The following is a 24,681-nucleotide window of genomic DNA, read 5'->3' as shown; positions in this document are numbered from 1 at the left end:
TTAAGAGATAACGGGATGATTAATCGCGTTAAAAGTTGGTTGATAGCTGCAACGGTGCTGTTTTGCGCACAGGCCGGGGCGGCAACGTTGTCCGATATTCAGGTTTCCAACGGAGACACTCAGGCCCGAATCACCTTCAGCTTTATGGGCGATCCTGAGTATGCGTTTTCGCAGGACGATAAGCGCAGCGTCGCGCTGGATATTAAACAGACCGGCGTTATCAAGGGGCTGCCGTTACAGTTCAGCGGCAACAACCTGGTGCGCAGCATTCGTTCCGGTACGCCAAAAGACGCGCAATCCCTGCGTCTGGTGGTTGATTTAACGCAGAACGGCAAGACCCGGGCGGTGAAGCAACAAAACGGCGCGAGCTATATGGTGGTCTTTACCATCAACGCCGATGCACCACCGCCTCCTCCGCCGCCACCGGTCGTGGTGAAGCGGGTGGAAGAGCCTGTCGTTGCACCGCGTCCTTCGGAGCCCGCACGAAATCCGTTTAAATCCGGCAGCGATCGTATTACCAGCGTCACCAGCAGCAACACGGTGACCCGTCCCGCGATGCAGGCGCGCCCGGCAAGCGGCGATAAAGTTATTATCGCCATCGATGCTGGACACGGTGGTGATGACCCTGGCGCCATTGGGCCGGGGGGGACGCGTGAGAAAAACGTGACCATCGCCATTGCCCGTAAGCTGCGGACCTTGCTGAACGCCGACCCGATGTTTAAAGGGGTGTTAACCCGTGACGGTGACTATTTTATCTCGGTCATGGGCCGTTCTGACGTGGCGCGTCAGCAGAATGCCAATTTCCTGGTCTCAGTGCATGCCGATGCAGCTCCCAACCGCAACGCGACGGGGGCATCCGTATGGGTACTTTCTAACCGTCGCGCTAACAGCGAAATGGCAAACTGGCTTGAGGAACATGAAAAGCAATCCGAGCTGTTAGGCGGGGCGGGCGACGTGCTGGCAAACAGCCAGTCGGATCCCTACCTGAGCCAGGCGGTACTGGATTTACAGTTCGGCCATTCCCAGCGTGTCGGGTATGATGTAGCGACTAACGTCCTGAATCAGCTGCAAAGTGTCGGTTCCCTGCATAAACGCCGCCCGGAACATGCCAGCCTCGGCGTGCTGCGTTCGCCTGATATTCCGTCCATTCTTGTAGAGACGGGCTTCATCAGCAATAACGGTGAAGAGCGCCTGCTGGCCAGCGACAGCTACCAGCAGCAGATTGCCGAAGCGATTTATAAAGGCCTGCGTAAGTACTTTGATGCGCATCCGCTCCAGTCTGCCCCACAGGGTGGCGCGGGGCAAACCGCCAGCGCCATGTTACCGGGCGAGTCAACCTCGACCAATTAAGGAGCTATCATGCCGATTCAGGTTCTGCCGCCGCAGCTTGCGAACCAAATCGCCGCCGGTGAGGTGGTAGAACGACCTGCGTCGGTAGTGAAAGAGCTGGTGGAAAACAGCCTCGATGCGGGCGCCACCCGCATCGATATCGATATTGAACGCGGCGGAGCGAAGCTCATCCGGATCCGTGATAACGGCTGCGGCATCAAAAAAGAGGAGCTGGCGCTGGCGCTGGCCCGTCACGCAACCAGCAAAATCGCCTCCCTCGACGATCTCGAAGCCATTATCAGCCTCGGTTTCCGCGGCGAAGCGCTGGCCAGTATCAGCTCCGTCTCCCGCTTAACGCTTACCTCCCGCACGGCGGAACAGCCGGAAGCCTGGCAGGCTTATGCCGAAGGCCGGGATATGGACGTGACGGTCAAACCTGCCGCGCATCCGGTAGGCACCACGCTGGAAGTGCTGGACCTCTTCTACAACACCCCCGCGCGGCGCAAGTTTATGCGCACCGAGAAAACCGAATTTGGCCATATCGACGAGATTATTCGCCGCATTGCCCTGGCGCGCTTCGATGTCACCATCAATCTGAGCCATAACGGCAAGATGATACGCCAGTACCGCGCCGTGGCGCAGGGCGGGCAGAAGGAGCGCCGGCTGGGCGCCATCTGCGGCACGCCGTTTCTTGAAAAGGCGCTGGCCATTGAGTGGCAGCATGGCGATCTGACCCTGCGCGGCTGGGTGGCCGATCCGAAAGCGAGCAGCGCGGCTTTTGCCGAGATCCAGTATTGCTACGTGAACGGACGCATGATGCGTGACCGTCTCATCAACCATGCGATCCGCCAGGCGTGTGAAGATAAACTCGGTGCCGGCGAACAACCTGCATTTGTGCTCTATCTGGAGATCGACCCGCATCAGGTGGATGTCAATGTCCATCCGGCGAAGCATGAGGTGCGTTTTCACCAGTCCCGGCTGGTGCATGACTTCATCTACCAGGGGGTGCTGAGCGTATTGCAGCAGCAGGCCGAGCCAAACCTGCCGCTGAGTAACGTGGAGCCTGCGCCGCGTCCCATCCCGGAAAACCGTATTGCGGCGGGCAAAAACCAGTTTGCTGAACCCGCTGTCGCGCGGGAACCTGCCGCACCGCGTTTTTCGTCTGGCGGCTCAGCTCCCCGGACGTCCGGGGCGAATTATCCACATGCCCAGCCGGGCTATCAGAAGCAGGCGGGCGCGGTGTATCGCACCTTGCTGGACACCCCGGCTCCGGCACAAAAAACGGCTGAGGCCGCTCCCGCAGCCCCCGCCCTGATGGGCCATAACCAGAGTTTTGGTCGGGTGCTGACCATCATAGCACCCGATGCCGCGCTGCTTGAGCAGGACGGTCATCTGGCGCTGTTATCCCTGCCGGTTGCCGAACGCTGGCTGAAACAGGCGCAGCTGGCGCCCGGTCCTCATCAGGCCTGCGCCCAGCCGCTGTTGATCCCTGTGCGGATAAAAATCTCGCCGCAGGAGACGCAGGTGGTGCAGCGTCATCAGGCTGCCCTTGCTGAAATGGGGATCGAAATGGTGCTGGAATCGCATCATGTGACGCTTCGGGCCGTGCCTTTACCCTTACGCCAACAAAATTTACAAAACTTGATTCCTGAACTGATAGGCTACCTGGCGCAGCAGACAACGTTTGATGCCGCCAATACTGCACAGTGGATCGCCCGCCAGCTGGCCAGCGATCACCCGACGTGGAGTATGGCGCAGGCTATCACCGTGCTGGCGGAGGTCGAGCGCCTCTGTCCGCAGCTGGTGAAGGCTCCGCCGGGTGGTTTATTACAACCTGTTGATCTACAAACGGCTAAGGCCGCCCTGAAAAATGAGTGATGTAAGCAATACCCGCCTGCCTAAGGCGATATTTTTGATGGGGCCAACGGCCTCGGGTAAAACCGCGTTAGCCATTGAGTTACGTAAAGTTTTGCCAGTAGAGTTGATTAGCGTTGATTCCGCCCTTATTTATCAGGGGATGGATATTGGTACGGCAAAGCCTAACGCAGACGAGTTACGCGCGGCGCCGCACCGATTGCTGGACATCCTTGACCCTGCGCAGGCTTATTCAGCGGCTGATTTTCGTCGCGATGCGCTGGCGCATATGGCTGAGATCACAGCAGCAGGACGTATCCCGCTGCTGGTGGGCGGAACAATGCTCTATTTCAAAGCGTTACTGGAAGGGTTGTCGCCGTTACCTTCGGCAGATCCGGCCATTAGAGCAAAAATTGAGCATCAGGCAGCAGAGCAGGGATGGGGTGTACTGCATGCGCAGCTGGCAGAAATTGATCCGGTTGCGGCAGCACGTATTCATCCAAATGATCCGCAAAGGCTTTCCCGGGCACTGGAAGTTTTTTTCATTTCGGGTAAAACTTTAACGGAACTGACGCAAACGTCAGGAGAGGCTCTGCCGTATCAGGTGCATCAGTTCGCCATCGCCCCGGCGAGCCGTGAACTGCTCCATCAGCGAATTGAGCAGCGTTTTCATCAGATGTTGGCTTCAGATTTTGAAGCAGAAGTGCGGGCGCTATTTGCCCGTGGAGATTTGCATACGGATATGCCTTCCATTCGTTGTGTGGGTTATCGCCAGATGTGGTCATACATTGAAGGTGAGATTTCGCATGATGAAATGGTTTATCGAGGTATTTGCGCCACGAGACAGTTAGCGAAGCGCCAGATTACCTGGTTACGCGGTTGGGAGGGAGTTCACTGGTTAGACAGTGAAAAACCGCAACAGGCGTTACACGATGTATTACAGGTTGTTGGTGATATCGCAGACTGAATGTGTACAATTAAGCCGTATCGTGCGCAATTTTTCAGAATCGCAAGGTTCTAAGTACAAAACAAGCATATAAGGAAAAGATAGAATGGCTAAGGGGCAATCTTTACAAGATCCGTTCTTGAACGCACTGCGTCGGGAACGTGTTCCAGTTTCTATTTATTTGGTGAATGGTATTAAGCTGCAAGGTCAGATTGAGTCTTTCGATCAGTTCGTGATCCTGTTGAAAAACACGGTCAGCCAGATGGTTTATAAGCACGCGATTTCTACTGTTGTTCCGTCTCGCCCGGTATCTCATCACAGCAATAACGCTGGCGGCGGTTCCAGTAACTACCATCATGGCAGCAACGCGCAGGGTTCTTCTGCGCCTGCGCAGGACAGCGAAGAGACCGAATAAGGTTACTGGCTGTTATTTCCATATCGGGGAGCCAGATTTTCTGCGTTCCCCGCTGATCTTTTTTGAGAGGTTTACGCTTGTTTGACCGTTACGATGCCGGTGAGCAGGCGGTGCTGGTACACATCTATTTTTCGCAAGACAAAGATATGGAAGATCTCCAGGAGTTTGAATCTCTGGTCTCTTCCGCCGGTGTCGAAGCAATGCAGGTGATTACCGGTAGCCGTAAAGCGCCGCACCCAAAGTTTTTTGTTGGTGAAGGTAAAGCAGTAGAGATTGCGGATGCCGTTAAAGCGACTGGCGCATCGGTCGTGCTGTTTGATCACGCCCTGACACCGGCCCAGGAACGCAACCTGGAACGTCTGTGCGAATGTCGTGTTATCGATCGGACGGGTTTGATTTTAGACATTTTTGCCCAACGTGCACGTACCCATGAAGGGAAATTGCAGGTTGAGCTGGCGCAGTTGCGCCATCTGGCGACGCGCCTGGTGCGTGGCTGGACACACCTTGAACGACAAAAGGGCGGGATTGGTTTGCGCGGCCCGGGTGAAACCCAGCTCGAAACCGACCGTCGCTTGCTGCGTGGCCGTATTACCCAGATCCTCTCACGGCTGGAAAAAGTTGAGAAGCAACGTGAGCAGGGGCGCCGCTCCCGACAGAAAGCCGACATCCCGACGGTGTCGCTGGTTGGTTATACCAACGCCGGTAAATCCACCCTGTTTAACCAGATTACTGAGGCCCAGGTTTACGCCGCAGACCAGCTGTTTGCGACCCTGGATCCGACGCTGCGCCGCATTGATGTGACGGATGTCGGTGAAACCGTGCTGGCGGATACCGTTGGGTTTATCCGTCATCTGCCGCACGATCTGGTGGCCGCGTTTAAAGCCACCCTGCAGGAGACCCGTCAGGCGACGTTGCTGTTGCACGTTATCGACGCTGCGGATGTACGCGTACAGGAAAATATTGATGCAGTGAATATCGTGCTGGAAGAGATTGATGCCCACGAGATCCCGACGCTGCTGGTGATGAACAAGATCGATATGCTGGATAATTTCGAACCGCGTATCGACAGGGATGAAGAGAACATACCGATTCGGGTCTGGCTTTCTGCGCAGACCGGTGTCGGTGTACCACTGCTTTTCCAGGCTTTAACAGAACGTCTTTCCGGTGAAGTGGCTCAGCACACGCTGCGTCTGCCACCCGAGGAAGGCCGACTGCGCAGCCGTTTTTATCAGCTTCAGGCGATAGAAAAAGAGTGGATGGAGGATGACGGCAGCGTGGGGTTGCAGGTGCGTATGCCAATCGTCGACTGGCGTCGCCTCTGTAAACAAGAACCTGCGCTGGTCGACTACGTCGTCTGACCGGAAAGGAGATGCCTGAAGGATTTTGCCCTTTGGGATACCCGAACCGCTGCGAATGCTCCGGCATGCCAGGCGTTTGAGGGTATATCACCGCATAACAAATATGGAGCACATACATGGCGTGGAATCAGCCCGGTAATAACGGACAAGACCGCGACCCGTGGGGGAGCAGCAATAATCAAGGCGGCAACTCCGGGGGAAATGGCAACAAAGGTGGTCGCGAGCAGGGGCCACCCGATCTGGATGATATCTTCCGCAAGCTGAGCAAAAAGCTGGGCGGACTCGGCGGTGGTAAAGGCACTGGCGGCGGTACTGGCCAGGGGCCGCGTCCTCATATGGGCGGTCGTGTGGTGGGCATTGTTGCCGCAGCGGCGGTGATTATCTGGGCAGCCAGCGGGTTCTACACAATCAAAGAAGCAGAGCGCGGTGTTGTCACCCGTTTCGGCAAATTCAGCCATCTGGTTGAGCCGGGCCTGAACTGGAAACCGACCTTTATCGATGACGTCACGGCGGTGAACGTTGAATCGGTACGCGAACTGGCGGCATCCGGCGTGATGCTGACGTCAGACGAAAACGTGGTGCGCGTTGAGATGAACGTGCAGTATCGCGTGACCGATCCTGAACGTTTCCTCTTTAGCGTGACCAGCGCCGATGACAGCCTGCGTCAGGCGACCGACAGCGCCCTGCGTGGCGTGATCGGTAAATACACCATGGACCGCATTCTGACCGAAGGTCGTACCGTTATTCGTAGCGATACCCAGCGTGAGCTGGAAGAGACCATTCGTCCGTATAACATGGGTATCACCCTGCTGGACGTCAACTTCCAGGCTGCTCGTCCGCCGGAAGAGGTCAAAGCGGCGTTTGACGATGCGATTGCTGCCCGTGAAAACGAACAGCAGTACATCCGTGAGGCAGAAGCCTACACCAACGAAGTTCAGCCGCGTGCGAACGGTCAGGCACAGCGTATTCTGGAAGAGGCGCGAGCCTATAAGACCCAGACCGTGCTGGAAGCCCAGGGTGAGGTGGCTCGCTTTGCGAAAATCCTGCCGGAATATAAAGCTGCGCCGGAAATTACCCGTGAACGTCTCTATATCGAAACCATGGAGAAAGTGCTGAGCCACACCCGTAAGGTACTGGTCAATGACAGCAAAGGTGGCAACCTGATGGTTCTGCCGCTGGATCAGATGCTGAAAGGCACCAGTGCCGCGGGCGCAAAGAACGACAGTGGGGCGAATAACCTGCTGCGTCTGCCGCCTGCGTCTACCGGTAACGCCAGCGCAAACACCCGCTCTTCTTCAAGCGATGGTGACATCATGGACCAACGCCGCGCCAACGCGCAGCGTAACGACTACCAGCGTCAGGGGGAATAACGATGCGTAAGTCAGTAATTGCGATCATTATTATCGTGCTGGTTGTGCTTTACACCTCAATTTTTGTGGTTAAAGAGGGCGAGCGTGGGATTAAATTCCAGTTCAGCAGCGTCGTGCGTGACAGCGACAAGCGTCCGGTCATTTATGAGCCAGGCCTGCACTTCAAAGTGCCGTTTATTCAGTCAGTGAAAACGCTTGATGCGCGTATCCAGACGATGGATAACCAGGCCGACCGTTTCGTGACCAAAGAGAAAAAAGACCTGATCGTTGACTCCTATATCAAGTGGCGTATCAGCGACTTCAGCCGTTACTTCCTGGCAACGGGCGGCGGCGACGTCTCTCAGGCCGAAGTGCTGCTGAAACGTAAGTTCTCTGACCGTCTGCGTTCTGAAATTGGTCGTCTGGATGTGCGGGATATCGTAACCGACTCCCGCGGTCGTCTGACCTCTGAAGTACGCGATGCGCTGAACTCCGGTTCCGCCGGCACGGAAGATGAAGTGACAACTCCGGCGGCTGACGATGCCATCGCCAAAGCGGCTGAACGCGTTCAGGCTGAAACCAACGGTAAAGTGGCGGTTATCAACCCGAACAGTATGGCGGCATTGGGTATCGAAGTGGTTGACGTGCGTATCAAGCAGATCAACCTGCCAACGGAAGTCTCTGAGGCGATCTACAACCGTATGCGTGCCGAGCGTGAAGCGGTAGCCCGTCGTCATCGTTCACAGGGTCAGGAAGAGGCTGAAAAGCTGCGTGCAACCGCAGACTATGAAGTGACCAAAACCCTGGCAGAAGCGGAGCGTCAGGGCCGTATCCTGCGCGGTGAAGGTGATGCCGAAGCGGCGAAGCTGTTTGCGGATGCCTTCAGCCAGGATCCAGACTTCTATGCCTTTATCCGTAGCCTGCGTGCCTATGAGAGCAGCTTCCAGAGCAATCAGGACGTTATGGTTCTCAGCCCGGACAGCGATTTCTTCCGCTATATGAAGTCACCGGAAGCCAGTCGCTGATTTCACGGCTTCAAAAAGCGAATGTCGCCCCTCAGGGGCGCCATTTTTTTTGTTCGTTACAGCCGATTTACTGGAGATGAACGAAAAGCGCTAATTCCTTCGGCATAGCGGTAAGTGAAATTGCCGCACCGCTTGTGATGAGAATTGGCCCATCACACAAGATATTGAGGTAATCGTTTAACTGGCGAGGAAGGCATCAATTTCGCCGAAATTTGTATACAAAAAAAGCTGAACATCATCAAAACCGATGGTAGAATCCATTTTTAAGCAATCGGTGATTTTGAAAATGGGTAACAACGTCGTCGTACTGGGCACCCAATGGGGTGACGAAGGTAAAGGGAAGATCGTCGATCTTCTGACTGAGCGTGCTAAATTTGTTGTACGCTATCAGGGTGGTCACAACGCAGGCCATACTCTCGTAATCAACGGTGAAAAAACCGTCCTCCATCTTATTCCATCAGGCATTCTTCGTGACAATGTGACCAGCATCATCGGTAACGGTGTTGTGCTGTCTCCTGCTGCGCTGATGAAAGAGATGAAAGGCCTGGAAGACCGTGGCATCCCGGTTCGCGAGCGTCTGCTGCTCTCCGAAGCCTGTCCGCTGATCCTCGACTACCACGTTGCGCTGGATCTGGCGCGTGAAAAAGCACGCGGCGCGAAAGCAATCGGCACCACCGGCCGTGGTATCGGCCCGGCTTACGAAGATAAAGTCGCTCGTCGCGGTCTGCGCGTTGGCGACCTGTTCGATAAAGCCACCTTTGCTGAAAAACTGAAAGAAGTGATGGAATATCACAACTTCCAGCTGGTGAATTTCTACAAAGTTGACGCCGTTGACTACCAGAAAGTGCTGGATGACGTTATGGCGATCGCTGACATCCTGACCGGTATGGTTATTGATGTCTCCGATCTGCTGGACCAGGCGCGCAAGCGTGGCGATTTCGTCATGTTCGAAGGTGCGCAGGGTACACTGCTGGATATCGACCACGGTACCTACCCGTACGTAACCTCTTCCAACACCACCGCAGGTGGCGTGGCTACCGGCTCTGGCCTGGGTCCGCGTTATGTGGATTACGTTCTGGGTATCATCAAGGCTTACTCCACTCGCGTGGGTGCGGGTCCGTTCCCGACCGAACTGTTTGATGAAACCGGCGAGTTCCTGTGCAAGCAAGGTAACGAGTTTGGCGCGACCACCGGTCGTCGTCGTCGTACCGGCTGGCTGGATGCGGTTGCTGTGCGCCGTGCGGTGCAGATCAACTCCCTGTCTGGCTTCTGCCTGACCAAGCTGGACGTCCTGGACGGCCTGAAAGAAGTGAAAATCTGTGTTGCCTACCGTATGCCGGATGGCCGTGAAGTGACCACCACTCCGCTGGCTGCTGACGACTGGCAGGGCATTGAGCCGATCTACGAAACCATGCCGGGCTGGTCTGAAACCACCTTCGGCGTGAAAGAGCGTAGCGGCCTGCCACAGGCGGCACTGGATTACATCCAGCGTATTGAAGAGCTGACCGGTGTGCCGATTGATATCATCTCTACCGGCCCGGATCGTTCTGAAACCATGATCCTGCGCGACCCGTTCGACGCATAATGATGGTTTCGCCCGGCGGCGCTATGCTTGCCGGGCCTACAATACCCATCACAGGCCGGAAAGCCATGCGCATCCGGCTTTTTCGTTCTCCTTTCCCCCTTTCAGTTTAAATAAATTCGCCGTTGACTATCTGGCTGGTTTATCATCATTAATGAATATCTCTGCGGATATACCGCGTTTTACCCTTTTCCTGAGGTTGATGTGCAGTTAACAAGTTTCACCGATTACGGATTGCGTGCGCTGATTTACATGGCGTCGTTACCCGCTGGACAGATGACCAGTATCTCTGAGGTGACAGAGGTCTACGGTGTGTCCCGTAATCATATGGTCAAAATAATCAATCAACTTAGCCGAGCCGGATACGTTGCTGCCGTCCGCGGGAAAAATGGCGGCATCCGCCTCGGTAAACCGGCACAGAGTATTCGTGTTGGTGATGTGGTGCGCGAACTAGAGCCATTGTCTCTGGTGAACTGCAGCAGCGAGTTCTGCCACATTACCCCCGCCTGTCGACTGAAACAGGCGCTTTCAAAGGCTGTGCAAAGTTTTCTCATGGAGCTGGATAACTACACGCTGGCCGATTTGGTTGAAGAGAATCAACCGCTGTATAAATTATTGCTGGTGGAATGAAGAAAACGTCCACCGGAGATGACAACGGAGGAACCGCTATGTCACAAGATCCTTTCCAGGAACGCGAAGCCGAAAAATACGCGAACCCTATCCCCAGCCGCGAGTTCATCATTGAACACCTCACAAAACGCGAAAAACCTGCCAACCGTGAAGAACTTGCCGTTGAACTGAACATTGAAGGCGAAGAGCAAATTGAAGCCCTTCGCCGCCGCCTTCGCGCGATGGAGCGCGACGGACAACTCGTCTTTACCCGCCGTCAATGCTATGCCCTACCGGAGCGTCTCGATCTGCTGAAAGGCATGGTGATTGGCCACCGTGATGGTTATGGCTTCCTGCGCGTCGAAGGCCGCAAAGATGACCTCTACCTCTCATCTGAACAGATGAAAATGTGCATTCACGGTGACCAGATCCTGGCCCAGCCGCTGGGTGCAGACCGCAAAGGGCGTCGTGAAGCGCGCGTTGTGCGTGTGCTGGTGCCAAAAACCAGCCAGATCGTGGGCCGCTACTTCACCGATGCCGGCGTAGGTTTTGTGGTGCCGGATGACAGTCGCCTGAGCTTTGACATCCTCATTCCGCCTGAAGAGGTAATGGGCGCGCGGATGGGCTTTGTGGTGGTGGTTGAGCTGACTCAGCGTCCAACCCGTCGTACCAAAGCGGTCGGTAAGATTGTGGAAGTGCTGGGCGATAACATGGGCACCGGCATGGCCGTGGATATGGCACTGCGCACCCATGAAATCCCCCATGTCTGGCCAAAAGCCGTTGAAGAGCAGGTTGAAGGACTGAAAGAGCAGGTGCCGGAATCGGCAAAAGCGGGCCGCGTGGATCTGCGCAGCCTGCCGCTGGTCACCATTGATGGCGAAGACGCCCGTGACTTTGATGACGCCGTCTACTGTGAGAAAAAACGCGGCGGCGGCTGGCGTCTCTGGGTAGCGATTGCCGATGTGAGCTATTACGTTCGTACTGGCACCCCACTGGATGGCGAAGCGCGTAACCGTGGCACCTCGGTCTACTTCCCGTCCCAGGTTGTACCGATGCTGCCGGAAGTGCTCTCCAACGGCCTGTGCTCGCTTAACCCGCAGGTTGACCGTCTCTGCATGGTTTGTGAAATGACCATCTCCAGCAAGGGGCGTTTAACCGGCTACAAATTCTATGAAGCGGTGATGAGTTCACATGCGCGCCTGACCTATACCAAAGTGTGGCATATGCTGCAGGGTGATCGGGATCTGCGTGAACAGTACGCTCCGCTGGTGAAGCACATCGAAGAGCTGCATAACCTCTATAAAGTGCTGGAGCAGGCGCGTGAAGAGCGCGGCGGCATCTCATTTGAGAGTGAAGAGGCGAAGTTCATCTTTAACGCTGAGCGTCGCATCGAGCGTATCGAACAGACCCAGCGTAACGATGCCCACAAGCTGATTGAAGAGTGCATGATCCTGGCGAACATCTCCGCGGCACGCTTCGTTGAGAAAGCCAAAGAGCCCGCGCTGTTCCGTATCCACGATAAACCGACCACCGAGGCCATCACCTCTTTCCGTACCGTACTGGCGGAGCTGGGTCTTGAGCTGCCGGGGGGCAACAAGCCAGAGCCGCGCGATTACGCCGAGCTGCTGGAATCGATTAGCGATCGCCCTGACGCGGAAATGCTGCAAACCATGCTGCTGCGCTCCATGAAGCAGGCGATTTACGATCCTGAGAACCGCGGCCACTTTGGTCTGGCATTGCAGTCTTATGCGCATTTTACCTCGCCGATCCGCCGTTATCCGGATCTGTCACTGCACCGTGCCATTAAGTATCTGCTGGCACATGAGCAGGGCCACAAAGGCAACACGACCGAAACCGGGGGTTATCACTACTCCATGGAAGAGGTGCTGCAGCTGGGCCAACACTGTTCCATGACCGAACGCCGCGCCGATGAAGCGACGCGTGACGTGGCGGACTGGCTGAAGTGCGACTTCATGCTGGATCAGGTAGGTAACGTCTTTAAAGGCGTGATTGCCAGCGTCACCGGCTTTGGCTTCTTTGTACGCCTTGATGAACTGTTTATCGATGGTCTGGTGCATGTCTCATCCCTGGACAACGACTACTACCGTTACGATCAGGTTGGGCAGCGTCTGACCGGCGAGTCCAGCGGCCAGACCTACCGTCTGGGCGATCGTGTGGAAGTGAAGGTCGAAGCCGTCAACATGGACGAGCGTAAGATTGATTTCAGCCTGATCTCCAGCGAACGCGCGCCACGTAACGTGGGTAAAACCGCGCGGGATAATGCGAAGAGAGGGGCCGCCGGAAAAACCAGCGGCAAACGCCGTCAGGCCGGTAAGCGGGTAAACTTCGAGCCGGACAGCGCCTTCCGTGGCGAGAAAAAACAGAAGTCGAAGGCCGCGAAGAAAGAGGCCAGAGCCGCCAAAAAACCGTCGGCCAAAACCCAAAAAATAGCTGCGGCGACCAAAGCGAAGCGCGCGGCAAAGAAAAAAGTGGCGGAGTAATTCTCCCCTGACCTTGATCCTCTCCCGAAAGGGAGAGGTGAACAGTAATTAATGAGAACCATCAATGAGTGAAATGATTTACGGCATCCACGCGGTGCAGGCCCTGCTGGAGCGCGCACCGGAGCGTTTTCAGGAAGTCTTTATTCTGAAAGGGCGTGAAGATAAACGCCTGATGCCGCTGATCCATGCCCTGGAAGCGCAGGGCGTGGTGATCCAGCTGGCGAACCGTCAGTACCTGGATGAGAAAAGCGAAGGGGCAGTGCACCAGGGCATCATCGCCCGCGTGAAGCCGGGCCGCCAGTATCAGGAGAACGATCTGCCGGATCTGATCGCCGCGCTGGAAAACCCGTTCTTCCTGATCCTCGACGGCGTGACCGATCCGCACAACCTCGGTGCCTGCCTGCGTAGCGCCGATGCGGCGGGCGTCCATGCGGTGATCGTGCCAAAAGATCGCTCCGCGCAGCTCAACGCGACGGCCAAAAAAGTGGCCTGCGGCGCGGCGGAGAACGTGCCGCTGATCCGCGTGACCAACCTGGCGCGCACCATGCGTCAGTTACAGGAAGAGAATATCTGGATCGTCGGTACTGCAGGTGAAGCAGACCACACCCTGTTCCAGAGCAAAATGACAGGTCGTCTGGCGCTGGTGATGGGTGCCGAAGGTGAAGGCATGCGTCGTCTGACGCGCGAGCATTGCGACGAACTGATCAGCATTCCGATGGCGGGCAGCGTCTCGTCCCTGAACGTTTCCGTAGCAACCGGCATCTGCCTGTTCGAAGCGGTACGCCAGCGCGGGTAGTCTGTTGTGCCCGGTGGCGCTGCGCTTACCGGGCCTACGGTCCGTGCTTTTGTAGGCCGGGTAAGGCGAAGCCGCCACCCGGCAGTATCACTCACTCCTCCAGCGACCGTAAATGGTCATCCTTCTTAAGCGTCATCAGCGCCCCAATACTCACCACCGCCGTGACCATCACGTAATACGCCGGAATATCCAGGTTCCCCGTCTCTTTTATCAGCCCGGTAATGATTAGCCCCGCACAGCCCGAGAAGATGGCGTTCGACAGCGAATAGGCCAGCCCCAGTCCGGTATAGCGCACCCTTGTCGGGAACATCTCTGACAGCATGGCCGGGCCCGGCCCTGCCAGCATCCCCACCAGGCCACCGGCAATCAGCACCACTATCGCTTTCACCGCCAGGGTGCTGGACTCCGCCTGCAAAATTTTCAGCAACGGCAGGGCGAGGATCAGCAGCAGCGCGGCGGCGATAACCATCACCGTCCGGCGCCCGATGCGGTCGCTGAGGATCCCCGATGGGATAATGGTCAGCGCAAAACCGATATTGGAGATCACCGCAATCAGCAGCGCCTGGTTAAAGCCGGTATGCAGAGCCGATTGCAGGTAGGCGGGCATGATCACCAGATAGGTATACCCTGCGGCAGACCACACCATCACCCGGCCAATTCCCATCCCGATGGCTTTCAGCGTGTCGCTGGTGCGCGCCTTCACGGCCACCGGTTTGGTTTGTTGCTTCACGAAGCTGGGCGTCTCTTCCATGCTCACCCGTAGCCACAGGGCCACCGCCCCCAGCGGCAGGGCGATAAAGAAGGGAATGCGCCAGCCCCAGTCGTGCAGGGCTTCTGGCGTTAGCAGCGCGGAGAGCAGCGCCACGATGCCCGCGCCGGCCAGCAGGCCCAGCGCTACGGTAAAGGACTGCCAGGCGCCGTAGAGCCCGCGTTTACCGCGCGGGGCGAACTCGGTCATCAGCGACACTGCGCCGCCATACTCTCCCCCGGCGAAAAGCCCCTGCAGGATCCGCAGGCCAGTGATGATGAGCGGGGCGGCAATGCCAATACTGGCATAGACCGGCACGATGCCGATTGCGGCGGTTGCCAGGGTCATCATCACCAGCACGATAATCAGTGTGGGTTTGCGGCCGATGCGATCGCCAATCCGGCCAAAGACGATGGCCCCCAGCGGACGAAAGAAGAAGGCGATAGCGAAAGAGGCGTAGGTGAGGATCAGGCTGGTCAGTCCCGCTTCACCGCTGAGCTGAAAGAAGTTTTTCGCAATCACGGTGGCGAGAAAACCGTATACCGCAAATTCGTACCATTCGATGAAATTACCAATTGAGCCAGCAATTAAAGCGCGCTTATGGGCATCCGGCGCCCGTTGAGTGGTTTGCATCGTCATCTCTCCATGAGGGTAAGAATAAATTATTCACCATAACAAACGATAAGAAATTTATTATTCGTTCATTGTGTGACCAGATTCACGCTTGAGCTTGGCGATATTGTGCGCCCGCTGTTGTGCAGCGCCTGCCCGGTTTGTCCATACTTACTCCATTGCCATAGAAGGAGGGATACGTTATGCACTGGCAGACGCACACTGTTTTTAATCAGCCTGCGCCACTCACCAACAGCAACCTGTTTCTTTCCGATCGCGCGCTGTGTGAAGCGGTCAATCGTGAAGGTGCCGACTGGGACGCTGAGCTGCTCGCCAGCATCGGTCAACAGCTGGGTACGGCAGAATCCCTGGAGCTTGGCCGCCTGGCCAACGCCAATCCCCCTGAACTGCTGCGCTATGATGCCAGCGGAACCCGGCTGGATGATGTGCGCTTCCATCCCGCCTGGCACCTGCTGATGCAGGGGCTCTGCGCCAACCGGGTCCATAACCTGGCGTGGGAAGAGGAGGCGCGAAAAGGGGCATTCGTGGCCCGGGCGGCACGGTTTATCCTGCATGCGCAGGTTGAGGCTGGCACGCTTTGCCCCATCACCATGACCCACGCCGCCACGCCACTTTTGCAGCAGGCGCTACCGCGCGCGTTTCACGACTGGCTGACGCCGTTACTGAGCGACCGGTATGACTCCCATCTGGCGCCGGGCAATCAGAAGCGCGGTCTGCTTATCGGCATGGGAATGACGGAGAAGCAGGGCGGCTCGGATGTTCTCAGCAACACCACCCGGGCAGAACGCTGCAGCGACGGGAGTTATCGGCTGGTGGGGCATAAGTGGTTTTTCTCGGTGCCGCAAAGCGATGCGCATCTGGTGCTGGCGCAGGCCAAAGGCGGCCTGTCGTGCTTCTTCGTTCCCCGTTTTCTGCCTGATGGCCTGCGCAACGCCGTGCATCTGGAGCGTCTGAAAGACAAGCTGGGCAACCGCTCGAACGCCAGCAGCGAAGCCGAGTTTCTCGATGCTACCGGCTGGCTGCTGGGCGAAGAGGGGGAAGGGGTGCGCCAGATCCTGAAGATGGGCGGCCTCACCCGTTTCGACTGCGCGCTCGGCAGCCACGGCCTGATGCGCCGCGCCTTCTCGGTGGCGTTGTACCATGCCCACCAGCGGCAGACTTTTGGCAAAAACCTGATCGACCAGCCGCTGATGCGCGATGTGTTAAGCCGCATGGCGCTCCAGCTGGAGGGGCAGACGGCGCTGCTGTTCCGCCTGGCGCGGGCCTGGGATCGCCGGGATAACGAACAGGAGGTGCTGTGGGCGCGGCTGTTTACCCCGGCAACGAAGCTGGCGATCTGTAAAGCGGGGATCCCGTTTGTCGCCGAAGCGATGGAGGTTCTTGGCGGCATTGGCTATTGCGAAGAGAGCGAGCTGCCGCGCCTGTACCGCGAGATGCCGGTTAACAGCATCTGGGAAGGCTCGGGCAATATCATGGGGCTGGACGTGCTGCGGGTGCTGGCGAAACAGCCTGGCGTAGTCGATCTGCTGGCGGCGGATTTTGCCGAGGTCAAAGGTCAGGATCGTCATTTCGATCGCAGCTGGCGCCAGCTCCAGCAAAAACTGCGTAAACCGCAGGAGGCGCAGGGCAGGGAGATCGCCCGGCAGATTTACCTGCTGGGTGCGGGGGCGCAGATGCTGCGCCACGCTTCTCCGCCGCTGGCGCAGGCCTGGTGCCGTGAGATGCTCGATGCCCGTGGCCGATCGTTGCTCAGCGAGCAGGTGCAGGACGACCTGCTGCTGCGCGCCACGGGCGGCGTGGCCTGAACCTTACAGGCGGAACAGGCTGACCAGCTCGGTCAGGTGCGAACCCTTCTCCCGCAGGGTTTGCGCCGTCTGTTCGCTGCGTGAGACGCGGTCGGCGTTGATATGCGACGCTTCGCCGATATGGGTCATCGCCAGGTTCACCTGACCGATACCCGCCGACTGCTCGTGAGAGGCATGGTTAATCTCCGTAACCAGCGCCTTGATGTTATCGATGTGCGCGATGATGCTCTCCATCGCCTGGCGGGTCTGCTCCGACAGGGCGTGGCCTTCGCTCACCTTGCTGAGCGTATCGCCAATCAGCTGCTCAATCTCCTTCACCGCGTTGGCGCTGCGCGCTGCGAGGGCGCGGACCTCCTGGGCTACCACGGCGAAGCCTTTACCATGCTCGCCCGCCCGGGCGGCTTCGACGGCGGCGTTGAGCGCCAGAATATTGGTCTGGAAGGCAATCCCCTCAATCACCCGGGTGATGGCTTCGATACGTTTTGATGCCTCGCGAATATCATCCATAGTGGAGACAGCATTGCTGACGGTCTCCCCACCCTGATGCACCGCCCGGGAGGTTTCACCGACCAGCTGCTGGGTCTGCTCCATATTGGCGGCGTTCTGCTGCACGGTGGCCGCCAGCTGCTCCATACTGGCGGACGTCTCCTCCACGCTGCTGGCCTGCTTGTTGATCTGCTCGGAGATCTCGCCGGTATCCGCTGCCAGGGCGTTGGTCCCCAGATGAATATCGCCCGCAGCTTCCCGCACCTGCAGCACGATTTTTTGCAGCCCGCCGCCAATGCCGTTGATGGCACCGATCAACTGACCCACCTCATCCTGACGGGTGGCAGGCAGGGTGGCACGCAGATCGCCTGCGGCATACTGTTCGGCCAGGCCAATCACATCGCGCAGCGGGCGCGTGAGCCAGCGGCGGATAATAAACACGAACAGCATGGCAAAGAGCGCGGAAAGCGCCACGCCCGCCAGCAGGAAGCGGTCGCGCATGCTGGTCACATCAGCCAGCAGTACGGTTTTATCCACCTCGCCCACTATCGTCCAGTTCCAGCCCGGTAGCGGTGTCCAGGCCATGATCAACGTGCGACCATCGGCGCTCTGGCGTTCCAGGGTGCCGGATTGATCCCCCAGCAGCTGTTGCTGAACGGTATTATCCCACTTCGGCAGCTCTCCCTCTTCTGCGCTATGGAACAGGTACTGGCCGTGGTTCTTGCCGTTACTGCGGTTCAGCACAAAGAAGTGGCCGCTCTCACCCAGACGGCGACTAAGGATCTTCTCGCGCATGACGTTCCAGGAGTGGGTGATGTCGACGCCGACGAAGATAATGGCGATCACCTGACCGCCCGCATCTTTTACCGGCTGGTACTGGGTGATATAGCGTTTTCCGAACAGCAGGGCGAGGCCGCGATAGACCTCACCTTTGTTGACCACTTCCCATGCCGGGCTGGCATGATCGAGTACCGTACCGATGGCCCGGTCGCCGTTCTCTTTACGCAGCGAGGTCGCCACGCGGACAAAATCGTCGCCGCTGCGGACAAAGAGCGTAGAGATCGCGCCGGTGCGATTCAGAAAATCATCGGGGGTAGTGTTGTTCTCATGGAGTTCCGTATCGCCGCCTTTCAACAGCGGGACGTTCTGTCCGTTGATGACGCGGGTCTGGCTGGCATCAATACTCAGCGGCTGCGGCAAAAAGGTGGTGAACAGGCGGGTGTAACTTTCTACCTCTTCGGTGAGGCTGGTATTGAACATCTGCACCATATCCACCACGCCGGTGGACTGGTTATGGAGGTCTTCTACGGCCAGCGATTCAAGTTTTTGACTGGCGTTGTAGCTCAGGAGGAAAGTGAAAAGTAAAAAGAGAGTGGCGACACTCAAGCCGGTAAGCAGCGATAGCTTTGTGCCCAGACCTGCACGGCGGAAAAAGTTGATCATAAATTGCTCATTGTTAAAAAGGTATCGCTTTTCAACGGCAGAGCGGGGATAACATTTATTGGCTTTATGTAACAAAATGTTACAAAGATATCTCAGGGGAGTTATGGCAAGGATAATAGAATTGTAAAGATTAAAAAGCCACTCTTTTTTAGTGGCTTTTATTGACGATTTTCAGACGTAAAGAATGGCCTGCGCCCGCCAGCGATCGACATGGCTCTCTTCCTGCATTTTTATGATGCGATACCACGAGGCACCCTGCTCATCGGCTTTTAGCGCAATCATGCGCTCTACGTCCTGCGGGCTCCCTGAGATATCACTCACGGAGATCAATCCAATTTCATTTAAACCCGTCACACAATCAGCGCTGGCAAATTCAGCTGACTGTGCTGCCGTACTCACCAGACCGGCTGAGAGTAACAGTGTGGTCAAAGCAAGAGATCGTTTCATCGTCAGCTCCATTTTACGTGTCCCCGGTATCCGCCGGGCAATCCTTCGCTAATAAACTCATTTCCATTGTCACTGGCTGGAGTTTATTGTGGACAGGAAAACGTCTATGGACGCAAAGCAGTGTAAATGTCGTTTAAATACCGCGCGTTATTTACGGTATAAAATGGCTTGCGAATACCATTGTCCCGTCACGATGGTTTCATCGATAAGGACGATGACGTAATAATCTGCTTTCGCGGCGACAGCTTTTGCTTTAATGGCCTCTGCCGCATCATCGGGAGAGCCTCGCTCGAGTGCGGTCACGGTACCCATTCGCTGTAATCCTTCCGTTTGATTACGACGTATCTCCTGGGGGTGATCGGCGACCGGTGGCGCAGGCTGCGGCGTACCTTGCAATACGCTACATCCGCCCAACAACACCATCAGCGTTAAAGCAGCAACCTTTCGCATAAACCTGTCTCGTTTCCTGATAGCCATAGTGTAGATCTCTGTTGATTTGACATTGGGGGAATGTTCCCAAATTGTTAGCTATAGCGTAAATTTCGAATGAAAATTGTGTGAAAGCGTAAGCCAGTTCTCAACATTATGATTCACCCATAAGTATGAGGCCCAATTATGATTGAACTTGAAGTACGGCAGCTTGGCGACCATGAGATTGTACATGCCGTTCCCGCAGGAAAGGGGGCTAAACCGTTGCCGGTTGTTATTTTTTATCATGGTTTTACCTCATCAAAACTGGTCTATAGCTATTTTGCGGTGGCGCTGGCACAGGCAGGTTTTCGGGTGGTGATGCCGGATGCGCCCGATCACGGGGCCCGTTTTAGCGGTGATGAGCAGGCCCGCCTGGGACAGTTCTGGCCGATCCTGCATGGCAACCTCACCGAGTTTGCCCCGCTGCGGGATGCGCTGTATCAGGCCGGGCTGGTGGCCGATGAACGGCTCGCGGTGGCCGGGGCCTCAATGGGGGGAATGACCGCGCTGGGCATTATGGCGCGCTATCCGGAGGTCAAATGTGTGGCAAGCCTGATGGGCTCGGGCTACTTTACCTCGCTGGCCCGTACGCTGTTTCCGCCGCAGCAACCTGGGTCATTCGCGTCGATGGTCGCACCGCTTGCCGACTGGGAAGTAACGACCGCGCTACCGCGTCTGGCTGACCGCCCGCTGCTGCTGTGGCACGGTGAGGAGGATGATGTGGTGCCCGCCGGGGAGACGTTCCGCCTGCAACAGGCGTTGCAGCAGGAAGGGCTGGATAAAAATCTGACCTGTCTGTGGGAGGCGGGAGTCAAACACCGTATTACGCCGGGCGCGCTCGACGCCACGGTCGCGTTTTTCCGCCAGCACCTTTAAACGCGCAGGATCTTCACACCCTGATCTTCCAGTTTCTGGAGGATCTGTGGGTTAGCGTTTTTACCGGTGATCACCATGTCTATCTGCTCGGCACGGCTGAAGAGCATGCCCGCACGTTCCCCGACCTTGCTGCTGTCGACCAGGACCACCAGCTTGCCGACCACGTTCAGCATCTTCTGCTCCGCCATCGCCGTCAGCATGTCGGTTTTATACAGCCCTTCGGCGGTGAGCCCCCTGCCGCTGGTAAACATCCAGTGGCCAGCATAGAGCGTGTTCTCGCTGTCCTGCGGGCTTAGGGTGATGGACTGGCTCTTGTTGTACTGCCCGCCCATGATCACCACGCTTTCGTGCTCCTGGTCAATCAGGTAGTTGGCCAGCGGCAGGTAGTTGGTGATGATCTGCACCGGTTTGCCGCACATCTCACGACCCAACAGAAAGGCGGTGGAACCGCAGTTGATCACCACGCTTTCGCCAGGATTAACCAGCTGGGAGGCGGCTCTGGCAATACGCACTTTCTCGTCGTGGTTCTGCGCCTGATGAATATTCATCGGCGACCAGCGAGGGCGCTGCTGGCTGATCCCTTCCGCGCCGTTACGCACCTTTTTCAGCTTACCGCTCTCATCAAGTTTGTTGATGTCCCGGCGTGCCGTCGCCGGAGAAACGCCCAGCCGGGCAATCACCTGTTCAACGGTGACAAACCCCGTTTGCGCCAGGAGTTCCAGTAAGATTTGATGACGTTGTGCTTCTGTCATGAGCTATTCCGAAATAAATTGATTTTAAAAGATGATATTTGAAATAGCCTGAAATTACTAAGCAAAAGTTGGAATCGCCAGGCACAGCGCCTGGCGATGAGGGGCCAATTACAGGAAAGATTTGAACGGCAGATCCGGCTCAATGGTAAAGCAGTCGTCAAAGCCGCGCGGGTAGTGATATTCGAAATTATCTTTATCCAGCGGCCAGGTAAACTTGCCGCCCACCTGCCAGATAAAGGGCTTAAAGCCATATTTCAGACGATCTTTTTTCATCTCCCACAGCACGCGGATCTCCTGCGGATCGGCCTGGAAGTTTGACCAGATATCATGGTGGAACGGAATCACTACCTGGGTATTCAACGCTTCAGCCATGCGCAGAATGTCAGCGCTGGTCATCTTATCGGTGATGCCACGCGGGTTTTCGCCATAGGAGCCCAGCGCCACATCGATATGGTGCTCGTTACCGTGTTTGGCATAGTAGTTAGAGTAGTGTGAGTCACCGCTGTGGTACAGCGTACCGCCCGGGGTTTTGAACAGGTAGTTCACCGCACGTTGGTCCATGCCGTCCGGTAACACACCCGCGGCCTTTTGATCGGCTGGCAGAGTAATCAGCGCTGTACGGTCAAACGCATCGAGGGCATGAATTTCAATGTCTTTGATTTTCACCACATCGCCAGGTTTCACTACGATGCAGCGCTCTTTTGGCACGCCCCAATCGATCCACAAATCGACGCAGGTCTGCGGTCCAATGAAAGGCACGTCATCCGCACAGTTCTGCATGACTGCCGCCGCGACGTTAACGTCGATGTGATCGTTGTGATCGTGGGTCGAGAGGACGGCATCTATCTGACGAATCGCAAAAGGATCAAGGACAAATGGCGTGGTACGCAGGTTTGGCTGCAGCTTCTCGACGCCCGCCATACGCTGCATCTGATGACCTTTTTTCATCAGTGGGTTGCCGTGGCTCTGTTTGCCAGTGCCGCACCAGAAATCGACGCAAACATTAGCCCCGCCCTGAGATTTTAGCCAGATACCGGTACAACCCAGCCACCACATCGCAAATGTGCCCGGCGCGACCTGCTCTTGCTCGATCTCCTCATTCAGCCAACTTCCCCATTCCGGGAAGGTGCTGAGGATCCATGATTCGCGGGTAATAGTGTTCACTTTACTCATAGTCAGACTCCCTCTCTATCACAAGTAATCATTTGGTGACGTGTTTTGATTGATATTGTCACCAATGAATCAGCATTGCAATGGCGATTTGCGAGCGTTACGGCAATCTAAAGCTGCTCTCATTAAAAATCCTATACGTGATTTTTATGCTTTGTCTTTGTTAACTTATTGAAATAAATATTTTTTATTGATATCGCATAGGTGCGGATAAAGACATTGCACTTAGGGTGGAAATAATTTGCGTGATAGGTCACAAATAATCAAATTCAATCTTGTGGTGATTATTTGTGATTACTAGAGTGGAGGCCTGTTGTACGAACACTAGGCATCGTACCGCCTTTACCGGAGAGTGTTATGGAGATCCTCTACAGCGTCTTTACCGTCTTTTTTAATCAGGTCATGACCAACGCCCCGCTGCTGTTGGGTATCGTGACGTGTCTGGGTTATATCCTGCTGCGTAAAAGCGTGAGCGTGATAATCAAAGGCACCATTAAAACCATCATCGGTTTTATGCTGCTTCAGGCGGGTTCAGGCATTTTAACCAGCACCTTTAAACCCGTTGTCGCCAAAATGTCGGAAGTGTATGGCATCAACGGCGCTATATCAGACACCTACGCCTCAATGATGGCCACTATCGAACGGATGGGAGATGCCTATAGCTGGGTGGGATACGCCGTCCTGCTCGCACTGGCGCTGAACATCATTTACGTTCTGCTGCGTCGGATTACCGGCATCCGCACCATCATGCTCACCGGCCACATCATGTTCCAGCAGGCCGGATTGATTGCGGTTTCCCTCTATATCTTCGGCTACCCGATGTGGACCACCATTATCTGCACGGCGATCCTGGTCTCGCTCTATTGGGGCATCACCTCCAATATGATGTACAAGCCGACGCAGGAAGTGACCGACGGCTGCGGTTTCTCTATCGGCCATCAACAGCAGTTTGCCTCCTGGATTGCCTATAAAGTCGCCCCGTATCTGGGGAAAAAAGAGGAGAGCGTTGAAGATCTGAAGCTGCCCGGCTGGCTGAATATCTTCCACGACAATATTGTCTCTACCGCCATCGTGATGACCATTTTCTTCGGCGCGATCCTGCTCTCATTCGGTATTGATACGGTGCAGGCGATGGCCGGTAAAACGCACTGGTCTATCTATATCCTGCAAACCGGCTTCTCCTTCGCGGTAGCGATTTTCATCATCACCCAGGGCGTACGCATGTTCGTGGCTGAACTGTCTGAGGCCTTCAACGGTATTTCTCAACGCCTGATCCCTGGCGCCGTACTGGCAATTGACTGCGCGGCGATTTATAGCTTCGCGCCGAACGCCGTCGTCTGGGGCTTTATGTGGGGCACCATCGGCCAGCTGATTGCGGTGGCCATCCTGGTGGGCTGCGGCTCCTCCATCCTGATCATTCCTGGCTTTATCCCGATGTTCTTCTCCAACGCCACTATCGGCGTGTTCGCTAACCACTTTGGCGGCTGGCGCGCGGCGCTCAAGATCTGCCTGGTGATGGGCATGGTTGAAATCTTCGGCTGCGTGTGGGCGGTCAAACTGACCGGTATGAGCGCCTGGATGGGCATGGCGGACTGGTCAATCCTGGCGCCGCCAATGATGCAGGGCTTCGCCTCTGTCGGCCTTATTTTTATGGGCGTCATCATTCTGATTGCACTGGCTTACATGTTCTTCGCTGGCCGTACGCTGCGGGCGGAAGAAGATGCGGAAAAACAAACAGCAGAAGTTTCTGCTCACTAAGGAGTTTTGATTATGACCGTACGTATCCTGGCTGTGTGTGGCAATGGGCAAGGGAGCTCCATGATCATGAAGATGAAAGTGGACCAGTTTTTAACCCAGTCAAACATTGACCACACGGTAAACAGCTGCGCGGTGGGTGAATACAAAAGTGAACTGAACGGCGCGGACATCATCATCGCCTCTACCCACATCGCCGGTGAGATTAGCGTCGCAGGCAATAAATATGTGGTGGGTGTACGCAACATGCTGTCGCCTGCGGACTTCGGCCCAAAACTGCTGGAAGTGATCAAAGCGCACTTTCCGCAAGATGTGAAGTAAGGAGAGGCAT

21 protein-coding genes are annotated in these 24,681 nt (G+C 56.2%); 15 read left to right on the top strand and 6 right to left on the bottom strand.

All coding sequences use genetic code 11. From position 1 onward, the window contains the following. Window positions 1-15 precede the first annotated feature (15 nt). The 11 genes from amiB to rlmB all read left to right on the top strand — a co-directional run bounded on the left by amiB (window position 16) and on the right by rlmB (window position 13,764). Window positions 16-1,350: an N-acetylmuramoyl-L-alanine amidase AmiB gene (gene amiB, locus DVA43_RS15710; protein WP_114316087.1), complete on the top strand. Its 1,335-nt coding sequence runs from the start codon at window positions 16-18 to the stop codon at window positions 1,348-1,350. Window positions 1,351-1,359: 9 nt separating this feature from the next. Then, the gene (gene mutL / locus DVA43_RS15705; protein WP_114316086.1) at window positions 1,360-3,207 is read left to right on the top strand and encodes a DNA mismatch repair endonuclease MutL; all 1,848 of its coding nucleotides are present in this window, start codon (window positions 1,360-1,362) and stop codon (window positions 3,205-3,207) included. Beyond that, window positions 3,200-4,150: a tRNA (adenosine(37)-N6)-dimethylallyltransferase MiaA gene (gene miaA / locus DVA43_RS15700; protein ID WP_103822994.1), complete on the top strand. Its 951-nt coding sequence runs from the start codon at window positions 3,200-3,202 to the stop codon at window positions 4,148-4,150. Before mutL ends, miaA begins: the two co-directional genes overlap by 8 nt. An 85-nt stretch (window positions 4,151-4,235) precedes the next feature. Continuing rightward, window positions 4,236-4,544, top strand: a complete 309-nt coding sequence (gene hfq, locus DVA43_RS15695; protein ID WP_032616179.1) for an RNA chaperone Hfq — start codon at window positions 4,236-4,238, stop codon at window positions 4,542-4,544. 77 nt (window positions 4,545-4,621) lie between these two features. Further along, window positions 4,622-5,902, top strand: coding sequence for a ribosome rescue GTPase HflX (hflX, locus tag DVA43_RS15690; RefSeq protein WP_103177967.1), 1,281 nt, complete (start codon window positions 4,622-4,624; stop codon window positions 5,900-5,902). 116 nt (window positions 5,903-6,018) lie between these two features. After that, entirely contained in the window at window positions 6,019-7,272 is a 1,254-nt protein-coding gene (gene hflK / locus DVA43_RS15685) for an FtsH protease activity modulator HflK (RefSeq protein WP_114316085.1), read from the top strand. A gap of 2 nt (window positions 7,273-7,274) precedes the next feature. Continuing rightward, window positions 7,275-8,276, top strand: coding sequence for a protease modulator HflC (hflC, locus tag DVA43_RS15680; protein ID WP_103822996.1), 1,002 nt, complete (start codon window positions 7,275-7,277; stop codon window positions 8,274-8,276). Between the two features lie 286 nt (window positions 8,277-8,562). Next, window positions 8,563-9,861, top strand: coding sequence for an adenylosuccinate synthase (locus DVA43_RS15675; RefSeq protein WP_114317154.1), 1,299 nt, complete (start codon window positions 8,563-8,565; stop codon window positions 9,859-9,861). A 201-nt stretch (window positions 9,862-10,062) separates the two neighbouring features. Further along, window positions 10,063-10,488, top strand: coding sequence for a nitric oxide-sensing transcriptional repressor NsrR (gene nsrR, locus DVA43_RS15670; protein ID WP_103822997.1), 426 nt, complete (start codon window positions 10,063-10,065; stop codon window positions 10,486-10,488). 38 nt (window positions 10,489-10,526) lie between these two features. Beyond that, the gene (gene rnr / locus DVA43_RS15665; RefSeq protein WP_114316084.1) at window positions 10,527-12,968 is read left to right on the top strand and encodes a ribonuclease R; all 2,442 of its coding nucleotides are present in this window, start codon (window positions 10,527-10,529) and stop codon (window positions 12,966-12,968) included. Window positions 12,969-13,032: 64 nt separating this feature from the next. Continuing rightward, window positions 13,033-13,764: a 23S rRNA (guanosine(2251)-2'-O)-methyltransferase RlmB gene (gene rlmB, locus DVA43_RS15660; RefSeq protein ID WP_103822999.1), complete on the top strand. Its 732-nt coding sequence runs from the start codon at window positions 13,033-13,035 to the stop codon at window positions 13,762-13,764. 91 nt (window positions 13,765-13,855) lie between these two features. On the opposite strand, the gene DVA43_RS15655 is transcribed toward rlmB, so the two are convergent. Then, the gene (locus tag DVA43_RS15655) at window positions 13,856-15,145 is read right to left on the bottom strand and encodes an MFS transporter (protein WP_103823000.1); all 1,290 of its coding nucleotides are present in this window, start codon (window positions 15,143-15,145) and stop codon (window positions 13,856-13,858) included. 182 nt (window positions 15,146-15,327) lie between these two features. On the opposite strand from DVA43_RS15655, the gene DVA43_RS15650 reads away from it, so the two are divergent. Further along, a complete protein-coding gene (locus tag DVA43_RS15650; protein WP_114316083.1) occupies window positions 15,328-16,950 on the top strand; it encodes an isovaleryl-CoA dehydrogenase in 1,623 nt (540 codons plus the stop codon). 3 nt (window positions 16,951-16,953) lie between these two features. On the opposite strand, the gene DVA43_RS15645 is transcribed toward DVA43_RS15650, so the two are convergent. From DVA43_RS15645 to bsmA, 3 genes are all read right to left on the bottom strand, one after another. Then, a complete protein-coding gene (locus DVA43_RS15645) occupies window positions 16,954-18,879 on the bottom strand; it encodes a methyl-accepting chemotaxis protein (RefSeq protein ID WP_114316082.1) in 1,926 nt (641 codons plus the stop codon). 171 nt (window positions 18,880-19,050) lie between these two features. After that, window positions 19,051-19,338, bottom strand: coding sequence for a DUF1471 family protease activator YjfN (yjfN, locus tag DVA43_RS15640; protein ID WP_103823003.1), 288 nt, complete (start codon window positions 19,336-19,338; stop codon window positions 19,051-19,053). Between the two features lie 135 nt (window positions 19,339-19,473). Then, entirely contained in the window at window positions 19,474-19,803 is a 330-nt protein-coding gene (gene bsmA, locus DVA43_RS15635) for a biofilm peroxide resistance protein BsmA (protein ID WP_114316081.1), read from the bottom strand. 138 nt (window positions 19,804-19,941) lie between these two features. On the opposite strand from bsmA, the gene yjfP reads away from it, so the two are divergent. Continuing rightward, window positions 19,942-20,673: an esterase gene (yjfP, locus tag DVA43_RS15630; protein WP_103177976.1), complete on the top strand. Its 732-nt coding sequence runs from the start codon at window positions 19,942-19,944 to the stop codon at window positions 20,671-20,673. Here the strand turns inward: yjfP and ulaR are convergent. Together ulaR and ulaG are read right to left on the bottom strand one after the other, a co-directional pair. Next, entirely contained in the window at window positions 20,670-21,425 is a 756-nt protein-coding gene (gene ulaR / locus DVA43_RS15625; protein WP_114316080.1) for an HTH-type transcriptional regulator UlaR, read from the bottom strand. The two genes, yjfP and ulaR, sit on opposite strands and share 4 nt — an antisense overlap. 108 nt (window positions 21,426-21,533) lie before the next feature. Beyond that, on the bottom strand, window positions 21,534-22,598 hold the full coding sequence (gene ulaG, locus DVA43_RS15620) for an L-ascorbate 6-phosphate lactonase (RefSeq protein WP_114316079.1): 1,065 nt from the start codon (window positions 22,596-22,598) through the stop codon (window positions 21,534-21,536). Between the two features lie 354 nt (window positions 22,599-22,952). Here ulaG and ulaA point away from each other — a divergent pair, with 354 nt between their 5' ends. Then, window positions 22,953-24,353: a PTS ascorbate transporter subunit IIC gene (gene ulaA, locus DVA43_RS15615; protein ID WP_114316078.1), complete on the top strand. Its 1,401-nt coding sequence runs from the start codon at window positions 22,953-22,955 to the stop codon at window positions 24,351-24,353. A gap of 12 nt (window positions 24,354-24,365) precedes the next feature. Then, complete coding sequence (gene ulaB / locus DVA43_RS15610) at window positions 24,366-24,671, top strand: PTS ascorbate transporter subunit IIB (protein WP_103177980.1); 306 nt, start codon at window positions 24,366-24,368, stop codon at window positions 24,669-24,671. The last annotated feature ends 10 nt before the right edge of the window (window positions 24,672-24,681 follow it).

This window comes from Leclercia sp. W6 (genome assembly GCF_003336345.1).
Taxonomy (GTDB): domain Bacteria; phylum Pseudomonadota; class Gammaproteobacteria; order Enterobacterales; family Enterobacteriaceae; genus Enterobacter.
Note: the sequence above shows the minus strand (reverse complement) of the source record. Positions and strands in the feature narration are given on the sequence as shown.

Bases quoted from the DNA above. Each gene is read 5' to 3' on its own strand.
- amiB (WP_114316087.1), top strand. From the start codon at position 16: ATGATTAATCGCGTTAAAAGTTGGTTGATAGCTGCAACGGTGCTGTTT.
- mutL (WP_114316086.1), top strand. From the start codon at position 1,360: ATGCCGATTCAGGTTCTGCCGCCGCAGCTTGCGAACCAAATCGCCGCC.
- miaA (WP_103822994.1), top strand. From the start codon at position 3,200: ATGAGTGATGTAAGCAATACCCGCCTGCCTAAGGCGATATTTTTGATG.
- hfq (WP_032616179.1), top strand. From the start codon at position 4,236: ATGGCTAAGGGGCAATCTTTACAAGATCCGTTCTTGAACGCACTGCGT.
- hflK (WP_114316085.1), top strand. From the start codon at position 6,019: ATGGCGTGGAATCAGCCCGGTAATAACGGACAAGACCGCGACCCGTGG.
- hflC (WP_103822996.1), top strand. From the start codon at position 7,275: ATGCGTAAGTCAGTAATTGCGATCATTATTATCGTGCTGGTTGTGCTT.
- DVA43_RS15675 (WP_114317154.1), top strand. From the start codon at position 8,563: ATGGGTAACAACGTCGTCGTACTGGGCACCCAATGGGGTGACGAAGGT.
- rnr (WP_114316084.1), top strand. From the start codon at position 10,527: ATGTCACAAGATCCTTTCCAGGAACGCGAAGCCGAAAAATACGCGAAC.
- rlmB (WP_103822999.1), top strand. From the start codon at position 13,033: ATGAGTGAAATGATTTACGGCATCCACGCGGTGCAGGCCCTGCTGGAG.
- DVA43_RS15655 (WP_103823000.1), bottom strand. From the start codon at position 15,145: ATGCAAACCACTCAACGGGCGCCGGATGCCCATAAGCGCGCTTTAATT.
- DVA43_RS15650 (WP_114316083.1), top strand. From the start codon at position 15,328: ATGCACTGGCAGACGCACACTGTTTTTAATCAGCCTGCGCCACTCACC.
- DVA43_RS15645 (WP_114316082.1), bottom strand. From the start codon at position 18,879: ATGATCAACTTTTTCCGCCGTGCAGGTCTGGGCACAAAGCTATCGCTG.
- yjfN (WP_103823003.1), bottom strand. From the start codon at position 19,338: ATGGAGCTGACGATGAAACGATCTCTTGCTTTGACCACACTGTTACTC.
- bsmA (WP_114316081.1), bottom strand. From the start codon at position 19,803: ATGGCTATCAGGAAACGAGACAGGTTTATGCGAAAGGTTGCTGCTTTA.
- yjfP (WP_103177976.1), top strand. From the start codon at position 19,942: ATGATTGAACTTGAAGTACGGCAGCTTGGCGACCATGAGATTGTACAT.
- ulaR (WP_114316080.1), bottom strand. From the start codon at position 21,425: ATGACAGAAGCACAACGTCATCAAATCTTACTGGAACTCCTGGCGCAA.
- ulaG (WP_114316079.1), bottom strand. From the start codon at position 22,598: ATGAGTAAAGTGAACACTATTACCCGCGAATCATGGATCCTCAGCACC.
- ulaA (WP_114316078.1), top strand. From the start codon at position 22,953: ATGGAGATCCTCTACAGCGTCTTTACCGTCTTTTTTAATCAGGTCATG.
- ulaB (WP_103177980.1), top strand. From the start codon at position 24,366: ATGACCGTACGTATCCTGGCTGTGTGTGGCAATGGGCAAGGGAGCTCC.